The organism is Williamsia sp. 1138 (assembly GCF_002095435.2).
Classification (GTDB): Bacteria; Actinomycetota; Actinomycetes; order Mycobacteriales; family Mycobacteriaceae; genus Williamsia.
This window is the reverse complement of sequence record NZ_MJEJ02000039.1, coordinates 58,883-71,919: the sequence shown is the minus strand read 5'-3', so window position 1 is coordinate 71,919 and position 13,037 is coordinate 58,883. Positions and strand designations below refer to the sequence as shown.

General features: G+C 63.0%; 16 protein-coding genes. 7 read left to right on the top strand and 9 right to left on the bottom strand.

Annotated features, from left to right (window positions below):
• The first annotated feature begins 63 nt into the window (after nucleotides 1-63).
• Nucleotides 64-810 (top strand): SDR family oxidoreductase, encoded by a 747-nt coding sequence (locus BH683_RS10750; protein ID WP_084836254.1) that lies wholly within the window; start codon nucleotides 64-66, stop codon nucleotides 808-810.
• A 688-nt stretch (nucleotides 811-1,498) separates the two neighbouring features.
• Here BH683_RS10750 and BH683_RS10740 read toward each other — a convergent pair.
• Entirely contained in the window at nucleotides 1,499-1,912 is a 414-nt protein-coding gene (locus BH683_RS10740; protein ID WP_143696038.1) for a hypothetical protein, read from the bottom strand.
• A gap of 298 nt (nucleotides 1,913-2,210) precedes the next feature.
• On the opposite strand from BH683_RS10740, the gene BH683_RS10735 reads away from it, so the two are divergent.
• On the top strand, nucleotides 2,211-2,660 hold the full coding sequence (locus BH683_RS10735; RefSeq protein ID WP_094647393.1) for a hypothetical protein: 450 nt from the start codon (nucleotides 2,211-2,213) through the stop codon (nucleotides 2,658-2,660).
• A gap of 34 nt (nucleotides 2,661-2,694) precedes the next feature.
• Here BH683_RS10735 and BH683_RS10730 read toward each other — a convergent pair whose 3' ends face one another.
• Nucleotides 2,695-3,093, bottom strand: coding sequence for a hypothetical protein (locus BH683_RS10730; protein WP_143696037.1), 399 nt, complete (start codon nucleotides 3,091-3,093; stop codon nucleotides 2,695-2,697).
• An 86-nt stretch (nucleotides 3,094-3,179) separates the two neighbouring features.
• Between BH683_RS10730 and BH683_RS10725 the strand changes: the two genes are divergently transcribed.
• On the top strand, nucleotides 3,180-3,548 hold the full coding sequence (locus tag BH683_RS10725) for a helix-turn-helix domain-containing protein (RefSeq protein WP_084836312.1): 369 nt from the start codon (nucleotides 3,180-3,182) through the stop codon (nucleotides 3,546-3,548).
• A 79-nt stretch (nucleotides 3,549-3,627) separates the two neighbouring features.
• On the opposite strand, the gene BH683_RS10720 is transcribed toward BH683_RS10725, so the two are convergent.
• From BH683_RS10720 to BH683_RS10705, 5 genes are all read right to left on the bottom strand, one after another.
• Nucleotides 3,628-3,993, bottom strand: coding sequence for a PLD nuclease N-terminal domain-containing protein (locus BH683_RS10720; RefSeq protein ID WP_348639221.1), 366 nt, complete (start codon nucleotides 3,991-3,993; stop codon nucleotides 3,628-3,630).
• A gap of 115 nt (nucleotides 3,994-4,108) precedes the next feature.
• Nucleotides 4,109-4,807: a PQQ-binding-like beta-propeller repeat protein gene (locus tag BH683_RS28930; protein WP_246833307.1), complete on the bottom strand. Its 699-nt coding sequence runs from the start codon at nucleotides 4,805-4,807 to the stop codon at nucleotides 4,109-4,111.
• Nucleotides 4,804-5,478: a hypothetical protein gene (locus tag BH683_RS28925; protein WP_246833306.1), complete on the bottom strand. Its 675-nt coding sequence runs from the start codon at nucleotides 5,476-5,478 to the stop codon at nucleotides 4,804-4,806. Before BH683_RS28925 ends, BH683_RS28930 begins: the two co-directional genes overlap by 4 nt.
• 2 nt (nucleotides 5,479-5,480) lie before the next feature.
• A complete protein-coding gene (locus BH683_RS10710) occupies nucleotides 5,481-6,641 on the bottom strand; it encodes a hypothetical protein (protein WP_246833305.1) in 1,161 nt (386 codons plus the stop codon).
• 328 nt (nucleotides 6,642-6,969) lie between these two features.
• On the bottom strand, nucleotides 6,970-7,215 hold the full coding sequence (locus tag BH683_RS10705; RefSeq protein WP_084836249.1) for a hypothetical protein: 246 nt from the start codon (nucleotides 7,213-7,215) through the stop codon (nucleotides 6,970-6,972).
• 88 nt (nucleotides 7,216-7,303) lie between these two features.
• Here BH683_RS10705 and BH683_RS10700 point away from each other — a divergent pair, with 88 nt between their 5' ends.
• The gene (locus BH683_RS10700) at nucleotides 7,304-7,516 is read left to right on the top strand and encodes a hypothetical protein (RefSeq protein WP_143696036.1); all 213 of its coding nucleotides are present in this window, start codon (nucleotides 7,304-7,306) and stop codon (nucleotides 7,514-7,516) included.
• Between the two features lie 27 nt (nucleotides 7,517-7,543).
• Here BH683_RS10700 and BH683_RS10695 read toward each other — a convergent pair whose 3' ends face one another.
• Nucleotides 7,544-8,827: a hypothetical protein gene (locus tag BH683_RS10695; protein WP_084836247.1), complete on the bottom strand. Its 1,284-nt coding sequence runs from the start codon at nucleotides 8,825-8,827 to the stop codon at nucleotides 7,544-7,546.
• A 115-nt stretch (nucleotides 8,828-8,942) separates the two neighbouring features.
• Between BH683_RS10695 and BH683_RS10690 the strand changes: the two genes are divergently transcribed.
• Complete coding sequence (locus tag BH683_RS10690) at nucleotides 8,943-9,971, top strand: hypothetical protein (protein WP_084836246.1); 1,029 nt, start codon at nucleotides 8,943-8,945, stop codon at nucleotides 9,969-9,971.
• Between the two features lie 395 nt (nucleotides 9,972-10,366).
• A complete protein-coding gene (locus tag BH683_RS10685) occupies nucleotides 10,367-10,924 on the top strand; it encodes a dihydrofolate reductase family protein (protein ID WP_084836245.1) in 558 nt (185 codons plus the stop codon).
• Between the two features lie 22 nt (nucleotides 10,925-10,946).
• On the opposite strand, the gene BH683_RS10680 is transcribed toward BH683_RS10685, so the two are convergent.
• Nucleotides 10,947-11,807 (bottom strand): hypothetical protein, encoded by an 861-nt coding sequence (locus tag BH683_RS10680; protein ID WP_084836244.1) that lies wholly within the window; start codon nucleotides 11,805-11,807, stop codon nucleotides 10,947-10,949.
• A gap of 157 nt (nucleotides 11,808-11,964) precedes the next feature.
• Here BH683_RS10680 and BH683_RS10675 point away from each other — a divergent pair, with 157 nt between their 5' ends.
• A complete protein-coding gene (locus BH683_RS10675; RefSeq protein ID WP_084836243.1) occupies nucleotides 11,965-12,936 on the top strand; it encodes a glycine-rich protein in 972 nt (323 codons plus the stop codon).
• The last annotated feature ends 101 nt before the right edge of the window (nucleotides 12,937-13,037 follow it).

The window sequence follows — 13,037 nt, the reverse complement described above, 5'->3', positions numbered from 1 at the left end:
GAGCAGTACAACACGGTCTAGCTTACAAGTAAGTACTCATTTACTTATCTGACTGGAGACGAAATGTCCCGTATAGCCCTCGTGACCGGCGCCAACCGCGGACTCGGACGAGCCACCGCGATCGCGCTGGCCAGGAACAAGATCAAGGTCGTCGTGGCTTCACGGGGCGATTCGAGCGAGGTGGTGGACCGCATAGTCGAGGCGGGCAGCGAAGCCATCACAGTTCAGCTGGATGTCGCAGACCTTTCCTCCATCGAGGCGGCACGCGTCGCGGTGCTCGCCGACATAGGGCAGGTGTGGAACGCCAACACCATCGACGTGCTGGTGAACAACGCCGGCGTGGGGTTGTTCGCACCACTCGGCGCCGTCACCGCGGAGGACTTCGACACCACCTTCGCCGTCAACGTTCGTGGTCCGCTCTTTGTCGCCCAAGCCTTTCTGCCCCACCTGTCGGACGGAGCAAGCATCGTGAACGTGTCCAGTTCGCTCAGCCGACACGTGAGCCCGGCGACTTCCGTCTACGCGGCGTCGAAGAAGGCGCTCGAAGCGCTCACCCGCAGCCTGGCACTCGAACTGGGCCCGCGGGGTATTCGGGTCAATTCGATTGCGCCCGGCCCGACAGCAACCGACTTCAATGGCGGAGCCATGCGCGATGACGAGGCCATGCGCGTGGCACTGTCTGGACAGACCGCTCTCGGAAGGGTGGGCGACCCGGATGACATCGCCGACGCGATCTCAGCCCTGGTGTCCCGCGAGTTCCGTTGGGCTACAGGTGAACGCATCGAAGTCTCCGGCGGCGCGTTGCTGTGACCGAACCAACGGCCCCATCAGGGCCCACGTCACCGACACCTGGCATTGACAGGGACTGCGTTGACGCCTCAGCGCGGCTGTGGTGGTGAGGATGGTGGCGGATTGTCGTCGCCTGGGGAAGGAATCGGGAAGGCGAGTGTTGCGGACGTCACCGTCGGCGTCGGTGGTGCCACACGTTGCTCCTGGTGCAAGACGGGTAGCTCAAGGATAATCTTCAGACGTCGAGGGTGGGGCCGCCGCATTCGTCGAGCGGGTAGCGAGGAATCAGCCCACCACCGCTGGCATCAATCAGCCAGAGCTCAGGCATTGCGGCAAGTGAGTAGTCGCAGGTTTGTTTCTTGCGATCTCGGCCTCTGAGAGCCTTGACTGCAACCGTGAAGTCGCCTCGATATCTCGTTTCGAGGTATCGATCGCCAGGATTTTCGCGTGGACCGCCTTTGGCCATCTCCCCACAGACCAACGCCTCAACAGGAGCAAAGTCCAGCGGAAGTCGCGCTGGGTCGGGTGGGTCGTTGCCTGTGCATGCGGGCGTTTGCAATTGGACTGCAGTGGCTGGCGGTAGGTCGACATACTGGGCGCAACCCACCGCCAGCAAAAGTGCAGCCGCCGCTATCACAAGCTGCGGGATGCGAAGCGCCTTCATCCGCATAGCCGTTGAGCCCCTAGCGATGTCATACAAATGGGCATGTCATTGCCCACTCGTCGGGGGCACTGTTCTCTTCCACCAACCCCGCAATCCCACCGCGACCACCACCAGCGCCAACGTCGCAGTCGGGCTCGGGTCGTCATCGAGAATTACGCCCGGTGTTGCCAATCCCAGTACCGCCAGCGCCGCGAAGGGAACGGTCACAGTTGCCGCCGCAGCAATCACGTCGCGTTGGGTGCATGCTTCCCACAGTGCTGCGGCGACCACGACGACAAACGCGGCGACCGAGTAGAACGCCGGTTCCAGCCACCAGTTGGTGGTCTCGTCCGCGACGTAGGCCTTCGTCATCACCACACCGTCGAGGCCGGAGTACGAACCCGAATACGCCACATCGGTGCCCGCTCCCATCGACGGAGGCACGAACGGCACATAACGCTCACCGGCAAGCCAAGTCACGCCACCCGCAATCAGGCTGGCAACAATGAACACCCACCACGCTGCATCACCCACCGTTCGTAAACGGAGAGAACCCCCACCACCAGACATATATGCACACTATGACGCGGAACCAATTGCCGATTAGGCGGTGTAAAGAATTTGCGCCACAGAAAGACCGGAGTTCATCTCTTCAGACGACGGGATAATTGTCGGCCTGCGCTAAGCGTATTCGCATAGCAAGTCGAACGCAGCTCAGGTTGTTCCGTTGACGGGTCCAAGCGAGTAACGGAATACGTAGTGATGCCGACTTACGGGAATGAGACGAATCCGAATCGCCAGTATCACCTCGATCGTCGGGGCCGTTCTCGCGACCGCAGCCGCTTTCGCACCGTCGGCCTCCGCTGACGTGGTCGATACCACGGTGATGCCCGGAATCAGTTTTCCCGGCAACGGATACGGGACTGGGTGTACCTACCTCGTTGTTGCCAAGACCGCCGATTCACCCGGGACACCCAGCACTGCCGGCGTTTCGATTGTCGACTACAACCAGGCCGCCACCTTTTTTCCCACCGACCTCATCTGGAACGCCGTCGATCCCTACTTCGTCAACCCCGTGATCTTCGACCATGCGTTCACGCTCTGGACTCCGACCGCGCCCGGACAGCACGCCATCATGGCCTACCAAACGTCAGCGGGTGGTCCAGTCGAAATCGTCGAGGTCGAACCCGCGACCCCGGTCGGCCCTGCCTGCTTCCTCGCACCCTGAAACCCTGCGGCAAGGGGTTACCGGGTAGCTTCCGCTAGCTGCCATCACCGAGCACCCGCCCGTCAGACTCGCGCCTGTCTGTAGCGAGCGGTTCACAAAGTGCGCGGGACAGCAGCAGGATCGCAGCGATCAGGCTGGGTATCGCGATGGGTGATTGCAGGAGCGTGAGCACCATGGTCACTGCCCACGCCGCAACACCGGTAATGAGCACGATCACCACGCCGATGCCTGCTCCGTCTTGCACTCGCAGGCCCACCCTCACCTGGATGAGCAGCAACGCAGCGATCGACACAATAGTGGCCAGGATGTAGAGCACGGCGTCGGCAGCGGGCACTACACCTCCCGCCCACGTGATGACAGGGGTCACGCTCACAAGGGCAACCACTGCACCGTCCACGTGTCTGAGGCCTTGCGACGCTTCAACCGATTCCATGTTTCTGGTATAGCAAGCTGTGCGCAGAAAAGTTAGTATGTACATTTTCGTCCATATGGACGAAAATGTTCCTATTGGAGGTGGGCATGGCTACAGCAGAGCCTGGCGAAATTAGAGGACCAGTTCAGCGCGCGATGGATGTATGTCCTGTGGAAGTCGCCATCGCCGTACTGGGCGGTGCGTGGAAGATGACGATCGTCAAGCATCTTCTCGAGGGGCCGCTTCGCTACGGCGAGCTCCGCCGTCGCGTGGGAAACGTGACCCCCCGGGTGCTGACGCGCCAGCTACGCGAGTTGGAGCAAGACGGGATCGTGGTGCGACATGCGTATGCCGAAGTTCCACCACGAGTGGAGTATTCACTGACTGCAACAGGTGAGGGTCTGAAAGCCTTTGCGCTCGAACTCAATCAGTGGGGCGACGAATACATAAAAGACTTGGCAGCGACAAGCCGGTAGGTATCAGGTGGCGGATCCGTTCGTTTCATCGCGTCGACGACGTTCGAGTTCGGCCACACGGCGTTGCTCCTGCGCCCGCTCACGGACCTGCCGCAGGAATGCGGCGTCGGCCGCGGGGTCCTGCGGGATGAACCTGCCCGGCCTGTCGTACTCCGGAAATGCCGAGACGACCGCCGCTGATGCCTGAGGCATACCTCGCCTTCCACCACGCCCCCCGACGCCGAACCCTGCGCGCTCGTGGACGACCGAAGACAAGCCATACCAGCGTGCCGACAATCGGCACCGCCACCACGACCAGAAACCACGCCCACCGCGGCATCAGCCGAACTCCGGTGTCGTCGCGGCACAGCACATCGATCAACCCGATCACCAACGCCAGCAGCATCAACGCGATCGCCACCGATGCGTACGACAGCCCCGGGCTTCCGATCCACGCGAGCTCCATCAGCACCCGTCCCACCCCTCACTTTGGCTTGTAGGCACATCGCGGCCCACCGGATAATTTCACGGTCGGCAGCACACCGATAGCCATCGTTCAGTGGACATTCACAACCGGGCGATCACAGGGGTGCCAGACCGATCATTCGGCGATCCGACGAGTAGATCCACCCATCGCGATACCGCTGCGCCGCTCTACCGGTGGCGAAGGTCTCGGGATCGCTGTCGATCGAAACGAACGGAGCTGTCCAGACCACCGAGCCGGTCCTGAGGTCGAACTCCGTCAGTGCGGTCCCGTCATTGCCTAGCAGCGTGCGGCCACCAGCACCGGCCACATCAAACGTTTGCGTCGTATCGTTGTGCCACAACTGCTTCCCGGTCCGCAGGTCGATGCCTGTCTCGCTTTGGGTGTTCGTATCTCGCAGATAGATCGTGTCGCCGACGATGGCCGTCACGGCTCCTTGCGACCCGCTGACGATGCTGGGATTGGTCCAGAGCAGCTCGCCGGACGAACGGTCGTACGCCGAATCCCCCAGCAGGATGGGGTCACTGGCATCGTCGCGGTGTTCGAGCATCGGCCTATGCGCGGTTGTACTGTCCGTCGTGGTCAGCACCTTTCCGTCTGGTCCTCGGAGAAGTTGCCCGGACACGGAGTCGTAGGACTCGCAGTCGCTATTGATCTGCGCCACAACGCCACCGGGTTCTAGACTCGCCTGCGAAACACAAACACCGTCGCCGGTCGTCCACAGCGGAGTCCCCGACTCGGCGTCGAACTGCGCCATCTGATTGCCGATCCGGACGAGTCCAACCCCATCGGTCACGGCCAGGACGTCGATGCCGTACAGGTCTTCGTAATAGCCACCAATGTCGACCGGCTGCGACCAATTCGCGGAAATATCGTCGAAGGTCCCCGAATGCACGGCACATCGCTGCCCTCGACACTCTCCTCGAGACTGCCCTCGACGATGTACAGCGCGTCCGAGGTGGTCGTGAGGCCGTACACCGATTCGGGTATCGTCCGCCTCTCGGACACGCCTGAATCGATGTCGTAGGTGACGATCTCGCTCATTGCGAAGCAGTAGATCTTTCCGCCGAGCGGGGTGTCGCTGCATCCGAGAAGATCGTGGGCGGGCGCCTGCCAGCGTGCAGTCCCATCCTTTGCATCGACGCTGATCATGACCGGCTTGTCCAATTCGAGTCCCTCGGTCGGACTACCAGCGATGGTGAGGAACGTGTCGCCGGTCAGAATGAAGCCGGGCTCGCCGGCATTGAACGACGAACCCAACCGTGGGTCGGTCAGACCGGCGAACGGACGATCGAGATACTCGGCGGGATCGAACGACCACGCGAGCCCCGGTGTTTCCGCAGAGGTCCCGGTGATCTTCTTGACCGACGTCGGAGCGCGGTCCGCCAGCACGATCGCAGCCGCGGAGACCGTCACCACTGCAATCACCGCGGCGACGACCAGGGCCAAGGTGCTCTTACCGGGCACGTCTACAACTCCAATCCGGTTGTGAGCGCTATGGATTCGAGCTGGGGCAACGGCAGGGCCTCGTCCGGTGACGGTGCTGTCGAACTCACCGAGATCTGGGTCCCTGCAGGTCGTGTCACGACGACGGAGTTGATCGCCTCACTGGTGTAGTCGTCGGGATTGGTCATCGATCTGCTACTCGAGAAGGAGACGTCTGTCTGCACCACCGTCCCGTCTCCGAGTGTTCGCAGCGTCTTTTGGCTTCCGGCACCCGGGACCGGGCGTTCCTCCACCGGAAGCTTCTGCCCACCCGCGATCGAGATATCCAGCGCTGCGGTCGGTGTTACGTTCGGCACCCCGGTACACAAGAAGGCTTCCGAGTACCCGCCCAACTGCAGCGGCGGCAGCTTCGCACCGCCCAGATCGATCGATGCGAGAACGGTGTCGAGCTTGCGGGCCAGCTCGCGGGTGACGGATGGACCGGAGTCATCGAATGAGCCACTGCGACACCCTGCCGGCGGGGCGGGTGTGCCAGGAGGTACCGGGGTGCTGATGCGGAGCCGCGGGTCGGTAACGATGCGTACCAGGTCGCCGACCGACACCGGGATCGCACCGCTGTTCTCAGCCCCCGTCCTCCCGGACGCGTCACTGGCCTGTGCGCTGATCCGCGAACCATCCGGCACGTAGGCGATCGCTGACCTGCTCAAGGTGCGTACCCCGTCGGTCTCCCGCCAGGTGTCCTGGACGTCGACGACGACACCATCGGGCAGGATGCGCCGCTCGTCGAGGTCTCCTGCCACACACGGGGGAATCGGTCTGGACGACTGCGCGACGCCGACATACAGGCCACCCTTGGCGTCCCCGTTGGTCACCGAACCGTTAGCGGAGGTATACCCGTCCGGCCGGTCCGGAGTGTCCTCGCCGAAGTCGGTGATCGGCTGAAAGATCAGCGACCGCTCCGGACTTGCGAACTCGATCTTCGCTCTGGACGGCAACACCTCGGCCACGGCGTTCGACATCTCCGTGGCTTTAGGGCCGTTGAACCACGGGAACTTCGGGTTGTCGTAGCTCGGTTCACCACTGGTGCCGGTGATCACCGAATAGCCTTCGTCCGGCGTTTCCACAACATCGCACCCAGGTATCGGAGCATCGAGGTCGACGGGTTCTTCGACGATGTCAGGCATCTCGGGCGCCGCGGGGTCAGGCTCCTGTGAGGACGACGTGGGTGCGGTTGTCAGTTCCGGGTCGGCCCGCGGTAACAACAGTCCGACAACCACGACCACCAAAGCAACAACGGAAATCAGAATCAACGCATAGGTCCAAAGCCGTTTTGTATGCGATGAAACCCCGACGTCCATTCTTCTCCCCCGATAGTGGCCGCTCCAGGAGACATGTCGTCGACTTCGGCATGTCCGTTACGGAGAGCTCTTTAGGGAGGCTACTGAACTCCAGAATGAATACTGGCTGTTCTCAGAAAGTGACCATATGGGGCATACGACACTGATGGCGGGGTCAGAGGTTGAGTTCGGTGGCAATCTTGTCGATCTCCGGGTCACCATCGTCGAGAGCTGCGACTTTCTCTTTGGCCTCTCGGCGCAGACGAACGCGTTCTTCGACACCTTCTTCATGGTCGGACGAAGAGCCTTCTGCATATCCGAGCGCCCCAGATGCGAAGGTATCCAGCTGTACATCGATTCGGCGGAGAGCTTCTTCTTTCGTCATGACCAGGACGTACCCGGCGGCCTCGCCGATAAACATGCCCTCAAGCCGCAGGAATCACTCCCGAGACACGCGGCCCCTCGCTTCAGCAGAGCGAAGGTGTACGAGCGCCGGTAGATTCATGCCCGTGACTTTTACTGGCAGCACACCCCCCGGTTCGTCGGCGCGCGCAGGACTTGCATGGTTTTGCGTCGTCGCCGGTATCGCTCTGACGGCGCTCGCCGTCTACGACCTCGCCAACGGCGAACGCAACCCGAGCCTGTGGGTAGCGGTTATCTGCTGGCCGCTCGTCGCGATTTCCGGCGGCCTGCAGCTCATTCGTATCCGGGGTCAGAAATAACCTCTCGGCTCGCACCTGCAGCGTTTCCTATGGGCACGACTGCTCCGCGTCGACCGCCGGCCGGCGGCGGGTGACGATGACGATCGCAGCAGCGCACGCGACGATCGTGACCACCGATAAGACCAATTCTGTGGTGTTCGGCGCGTAACTGTCGAAACCCGACACACTTGAGCCGCCGAACGCTGCCATCAAACCAAACGTGATGCCGGTGACCGCATACAGCATTGCCGGTGACGTGACCGCCACGGTGCTGAGAACGTCGGTTGTGGGCAGACAGGCTGCGACGAGGTGGCCGCCGGCCGCCGGGACCACGAAGGCGGCGATGATTCCGATTACCTTCCAGGGTGATTGATCGCTGATGTTCACCAAGGTGCACACCACGAGCACGCCCACCGCGCCCAAGGGGTGCGGCATGCGGCGTCCGGTCCATATCCCGCCGATGATCAGGACGACGAATACCACGAGCACAGGCCATGATCCCTGCCACTTGGGCACAGTGGCCGCTGCGGCCACTGTGGCGAGCACGGCGGCCAGGACCAGACCGTCCCGTCCGGGCAGCCACAACACCCCACCGATGACTAGAGGCAACAGCAGGATTCCGTACCACCATGTACTGGTACCGAGATCAGCATCGTCGGCGAGGACCTCAGTCGAGATGAACCACCACCACAGCAGCACCGACGCAACCGGTATCGCAATCCCCAGCCCCAGGGCGCGGCCCGTATGCACCCTGGAAGCGCGTGAGTCATCGGCAGAACTCTTCGAAGCCGTGAACCAGGACGCGGCCAGCAACAAGAGGGCGACCGTGGCACCGATGACGAGGGGCCAGTCCGCGGGGGTGCCGACCGGGACGTCGTCGCCAAGGTACCCGGACCGCGGACGGTATTGATCGAGCGGTCTGGCCAGGAATACACCGGCCAGCGCTCCCCCGATGAACGAGGCCTGCAACGCACTTCGGTTCGCGCCGCGGGCGGCCTCAGATCCCGCCGCAGCGACCACCAACCCGCTGGCCACCGCAAGGCCATAACTCGACCAGGTCGCCGACGTGTCAATTAAAGCTATCGCACCGAATATCACGAGACCGGCGCCGCCAAGGACGACCGCAATGCCGCGATCACGCACCGCGGCGCTGACGACCACAGCGATCACGGCGGCCAGTGCGGCGCACGCCGTGTCGCCCTCGATCAACGCCCGCCACGGGTCCTGGTGGTCGAAAAGTAGGCTACCGCCACCGAGTCGCGTCAGAAGTACGACAACGGCAACGAATCCGCCGACCGCTACGGCGGCAGGCGCCACCAGCTGCTTCACCATGGATGCAGTCTCGCAGACAATCCGACGCGGCGGACCTGCACTACGCGGGAACAGTTGACTCCGAATACTTTACCGACCGACTGCCACCGCGCTCAGCTTGTGTCACGGTTGATTCATGACTGCGTGGATCGAAGTTCTCAAGACGATGGTCGACGGCCCGCATGCGCCCATCCAGGGAGTCATCTCCCGATCGGGAGAGGTCCAGGGCGGCCTCTACGGCCACATGGGCGACATCGCACCCGTCTACGTCTCGGGTGTCGACGACCTGCAAGTGTGGCGAGATGGGCCAAAAGTCCGGGTGGAGACGGTGGCCGGCGACCTGGTCGTGATGACCGACGGCCAGACTGTCTGGCGGTTTGCCCGCCACGAAGAACTGCCGCTGCGTGGTGCGGCTCGGGAGATGTCGTTCATCGGGCCCGGCAAAGAACTGCTTGTCACGCGCTCGGCCGGAGACTGGGTCGGTGGCCGCTGGACGACGCCGACGGGACCGATCAGGGACATCGAGTATCTGGGGAGGCCGTGTTGGTCGGTTGAACTGGCCCCGCCCCGCGATAAGGAGCCCTACGCCCGGCAATTGACCGTGGATCAACGCACAGGCGCGGTCCTGCAACAGCGCGTCGACGCTGCCGGAACCGCTGTCAGCTTCATCGAGTTCACCGCCGGCATCCCGATCGATCCGGCGATGTTCGTCTGGACCGGCGAGATCGGAACGTCTGAGTTTCTCCGGCGGGGTGATTTCCACTCAATGCAAACGCCGAGCGTGGGCATCCGTAAAGACGAGCAGCACAACTGGTTCCGTGAGCACGTCACCAGCCGCGATCTCGCGATCCCCATCACCCTCGACCTCAACATGCACCTGCTTCGTTCACACGAGGAGGACGGGTCGTTCGATGCCGCCATCGGTGAGTGGCCCCTGGGGCGCCTGGCGCGGCGACGGCGCTCGACCGACGAGTGGTTCCTCGGGTGGGACATCCCCGTCGTCCACGCATGGACGGCAGGGGAATTCGACTGGGTCGTCGGTATCGTCCTCGGCGATCTCGCCGCCGAATCACTGGCCATGTTGCAACGGTTGCTGCACCCAGAGGAGCCCGTGTCCGGAACACCTCCCCTTGCGCCGTGGAACGACGACACCGGCTCACGCTGACCCGCAGACGAATCAGTCTGTACCCGAACCGAATCCGCTGATGAAGAAGTCCCCGCTGACCTACGACCAATCCGCCGCGGCCGGCGGGGTCTCCTCGTCACGCAGAGATGATCAGATCAGACCAAGGTCTGAGAGAAATTTGTAGAGCTGGTAGATGCCGATGATTGTTCCAACTGATCCCACTGTGAATCCCCGATTCCTTTTGTGGTTGCGCGGCAATTACCTACGCGCACGAACTTTATCCTGTAGCGACCGAACCATGAACCGACTTGTGGTGCGGTTCACTTGGTTCAATTGGAAACGGTCAATGCGGTCAGCCGTCGAGACAGGTCGGCACCGATGAGTCCGACGGCTGCCAGCGGTCTACATCAGTGACCACCCGACGAAGGAGCGACATGGGGATCTTGACCTACGGCATGCATGTCTCACTGGACGGATACATCGAGGACCCGGCCGGAAGTATCGACTTCTCAGCTCCGGACGAGGAGGTACACCGAGTCGCCAATCGTCAGGCCAAGAACACCTCGGCATACCTACTCGGACGCGGGCTGTACGAAATGATGGAGGAGTTCTGGACCGACCCCGAGCGTGCCGACGGCGGTGAGGTCGAGGCGGAGTTTGCACGCGCATATACCGATACACCTCGGATCGTCTTCTCCGACACGCTGGACTCGGTGCCCGACGGTTGCCGGCTCGTGCGCAGCGCGGACGCCCACGCCGAAGTCCAGCGCCTCAAGTCGGAGACCGACGGCACGCTGAGCGTCGGCGGCGCCCGCTTGGCGGCGTCGCTGATGGACTTGATCGACGAGATCGAGCTGTTCGTCGTACCCACCATGGTGGGCGGCGGCAAGTCGTTCTATGCACCCGATCGGCGCCTCGATCTGACGTTGGAAGAGCACCGGGCCTACCCTGCTTCTGGATGGATGTATCTGCGCTACAGCGTCTCTCGTTAATGCTTGCGCGAGCGCACCAGGTTCACTGATCGACGGACGGGTGCTCGGTGTGCTGACGCAGTTCGGCCAGCTCCCGCTGGATCTTGTCCACCTCGGCACTACCGAAGCGCCGGACCTGCATGGAGAGGACAGCGTCGGCGCCGGTGTCGCTCACGCCGAGGAGGTCGACGACTGCCGTCCTGGCCTGCTGGTGGTCAGCCGTGCCGGCGACGGCACGCAGCAGTTCCTGCGGCCGCTCGAGCGCACTGACCAGCGCGCTCAGAATCTCAATTCGATTGGCAGCCTGGGCCCGCGGATCATTTCTGCCGGACTCTGCGTCGACAACAGGGCCATCCCAGGTGAAACGTTCGCTTTCGATCTGGTCGTAAACCGCCAGGTTGGTGACCTGCAAGAGGCCGCCCTTCGGGCTACGCAGCAGGACGAGGATTCCGGTGGCGTCGTCAAAAGCGAGTTCGATGGTGTCGTCACCTTTCGGGGTCACCAACTCTGTGGACCACGTTGCCCGACCATCGTTCTCGATGGCTTCGGCCTCACGCGAAGCCCGCATGCGCGTACTCATCTTTCTCAGGAGCGACTCTTCACCGAGAAGATCGAGAGGACTGAACATGGAACCCACCCAGGCCATCCGGATGTGGCCCGAGGGCTGACGCCGCATCTCGCCGTCGACGAGCACCGTCAACGTCCCGTCGGCCGACGCAAGGTAGACCACCGTGCCGTCACGCTCGATACGCCACTGCCCACCGCCGCCGTGCCAGAAATCGAAGCGCTCGTCGAACGGTTCGTCCTGCCTGTTCTTTCCGGAAACACGCAACGACCCCGACAATGACAACGCACTCGCAGCGACGTTGCGCCCGACCAGTTCCGACCACGATGGTGTTCTCATCCGCTCAGCCTACGAGGGACCGAGTATCTACAGCCGCACCTGCCGAGGAGGCGTGGGCAGATGCTGACCGCGCCCTACCCCACCTCTTTTCACGCATCTACTCGCGCAAAACCCTAATTCTGTTAGCGTCATACTTCAACGAATAGGAGCCACGCGGATGTCACGATTGCCGACTGATGTCGAACCACATCCTTCACCTGCTCGACCGAGCCGAGCGTGGCGCCACCGCAGTGTGGTGGCCGCCTGCGTAGTTGGAACTGTCGCGGCCCTGGCTTCAGCGCCCACCGCATCCGCGGCACCGCTGCCGAGCGAATGCGTACAGCCGATCGGCAGCAACCTCGTCACCTGCACGTTCGACACCGCGGGTGAGCACGAACTGACTCTGCCCGACGGCATCACCTCCATCACCGTCACGGCCGTCGGCGGGTCTGGTGGTGACGCTGACGCGTACAACCAACTCACCGGGGAGACCTTCCACTCCGACGGCGGGGTGGGCGCTGTCGTCACCTCCGCGATTGCCGTCACGGAACCGACCGTGTACGCGTTTGTCGGTGGTGACGGCAGCCAGAGCAACGTTGTCCTCGAACGATCCCCCGGAGGATTCAACGGCGGCGGACAAGGTGGATGGTTCCATTCCGACGACAGTGGCTTCGACGGAACAGGAAGCGGCGGTGGCGCGTCCGACGTTCGCACCGCAGGCCGCGATCTGCAGTCCCGGAGGGTAATCGCTGCCGGCGGCGGCGGAGCAGGAGGAGCCGTGCCGGCCCCCGGCGGAGACGCCGGTAGCGCGGGCCCCAATTTGCGCAACCTCACCGGAGGGCAGGCGGGTACTGCGACCAGCGGCGGTGCCGGTGGTGACGACGGCGCCCCGGGCGCGCTGGGTCAGGGAGGCGCAAGCTACAACCTCGGCTTCGGTGGTGGCGGTGGTGGCGGACTGTACGGCGGAGGCGGAAGCGGCTACGTCGGCGGCGGCGGTGGTTCCTCGCTCGACCCCGACGGCCCCGGACCGACGCTCGCCGCCCGCGGCGCCACTCCATTGGTCACCATCACCTTCACATCCACAGCACCACCAACACCCCCGTGCAGCGGATCGGTGTGCCTGACACCCGGGATGTTCGGCAGCAGCTGAACAACATCCAGCCGACCGGCCCCCTTCAGCATCGGCAGATTTTGATAGTGCCTTGACTCTAATGAATATTCCTGCCACCTTGATGTCGGAGAGTTCTTGCT

Excerpts from the sequence above, each read along its gene's own strand:
- BH683_RS10750 (WP_084836254.1), top strand. The coding sequence starts at position 64 with ATGTCCCGTATAGCCCTCGTGACCGGCGCCAACCGCGGACTCGGACGA.
- BH683_RS10685 (WP_084836245.1), top strand. The coding sequence starts at position 10,367 with ATGGGGATCTTGACCTACGGCATGCATGTCTCACTGGACGGATACATC.
- BH683_RS10720 (WP_348639221.1), bottom strand. The coding sequence starts at position 3,993 with ATGGAGCTCGCGTGGATCGGAAGCCCGGGGCTGTCGTACGCATCGGTG.
- BH683_RS10725 (WP_084836312.1), top strand. The coding sequence starts at position 3,180 with ATGGCTACAGCAGAGCCTGGCGAAATTAGAGGACCAGTTCAGCGCGCG.
- BH683_RS10730 (WP_143696037.1), bottom strand. The coding sequence starts at position 3,093 with ATGGAATCGGTTGAAGCGTCGCAAGGCCTCAGACACGTGGACGGTGCA.
- BH683_RS10705 (WP_084836249.1), bottom strand. The coding sequence starts at position 7,215 with ATGTTTATCGGCGAGGCCGCCGGGTACGTCCTGGTCATGACGAAAGAA.
- BH683_RS10680 (WP_084836244.1), bottom strand. The coding sequence starts at position 11,807 with ATGAGAACACCATCGTGGTCGGAACTGGTCGGGCGCAACGTCGCTGCG.
- BH683_RS10695 (WP_084836247.1), bottom strand. The coding sequence starts at position 8,827 with ATGGTGAAGCAGCTGGTGGCGCCTGCCGCCGTAGCGGTCGGCGGATTC.
- BH683_RS10675 (WP_084836243.1), top strand. The coding sequence starts at position 11,965 with ATGTCACGATTGCCGACTGATGTCGAACCACATCCTTCACCTGCTCGA.
- BH683_RS10710 (WP_246833305.1), bottom strand. The coding sequence starts at position 6,641 with ATGCCTGACATCGTCGAAGAACCCGTCGACCTCGATGCTCCGATACCT.
- BH683_RS10690 (WP_084836246.1), top strand. The coding sequence starts at position 8,943 with ATGACTGCGTGGATCGAAGTTCTCAAGACGATGGTCGACGGCCCGCAT.
- BH683_RS10735 (WP_094647393.1), top strand. The coding sequence starts at position 2,211 with ATGAGACGAATCCGAATCGCCAGTATCACCTCGATCGTCGGGGCCGTT.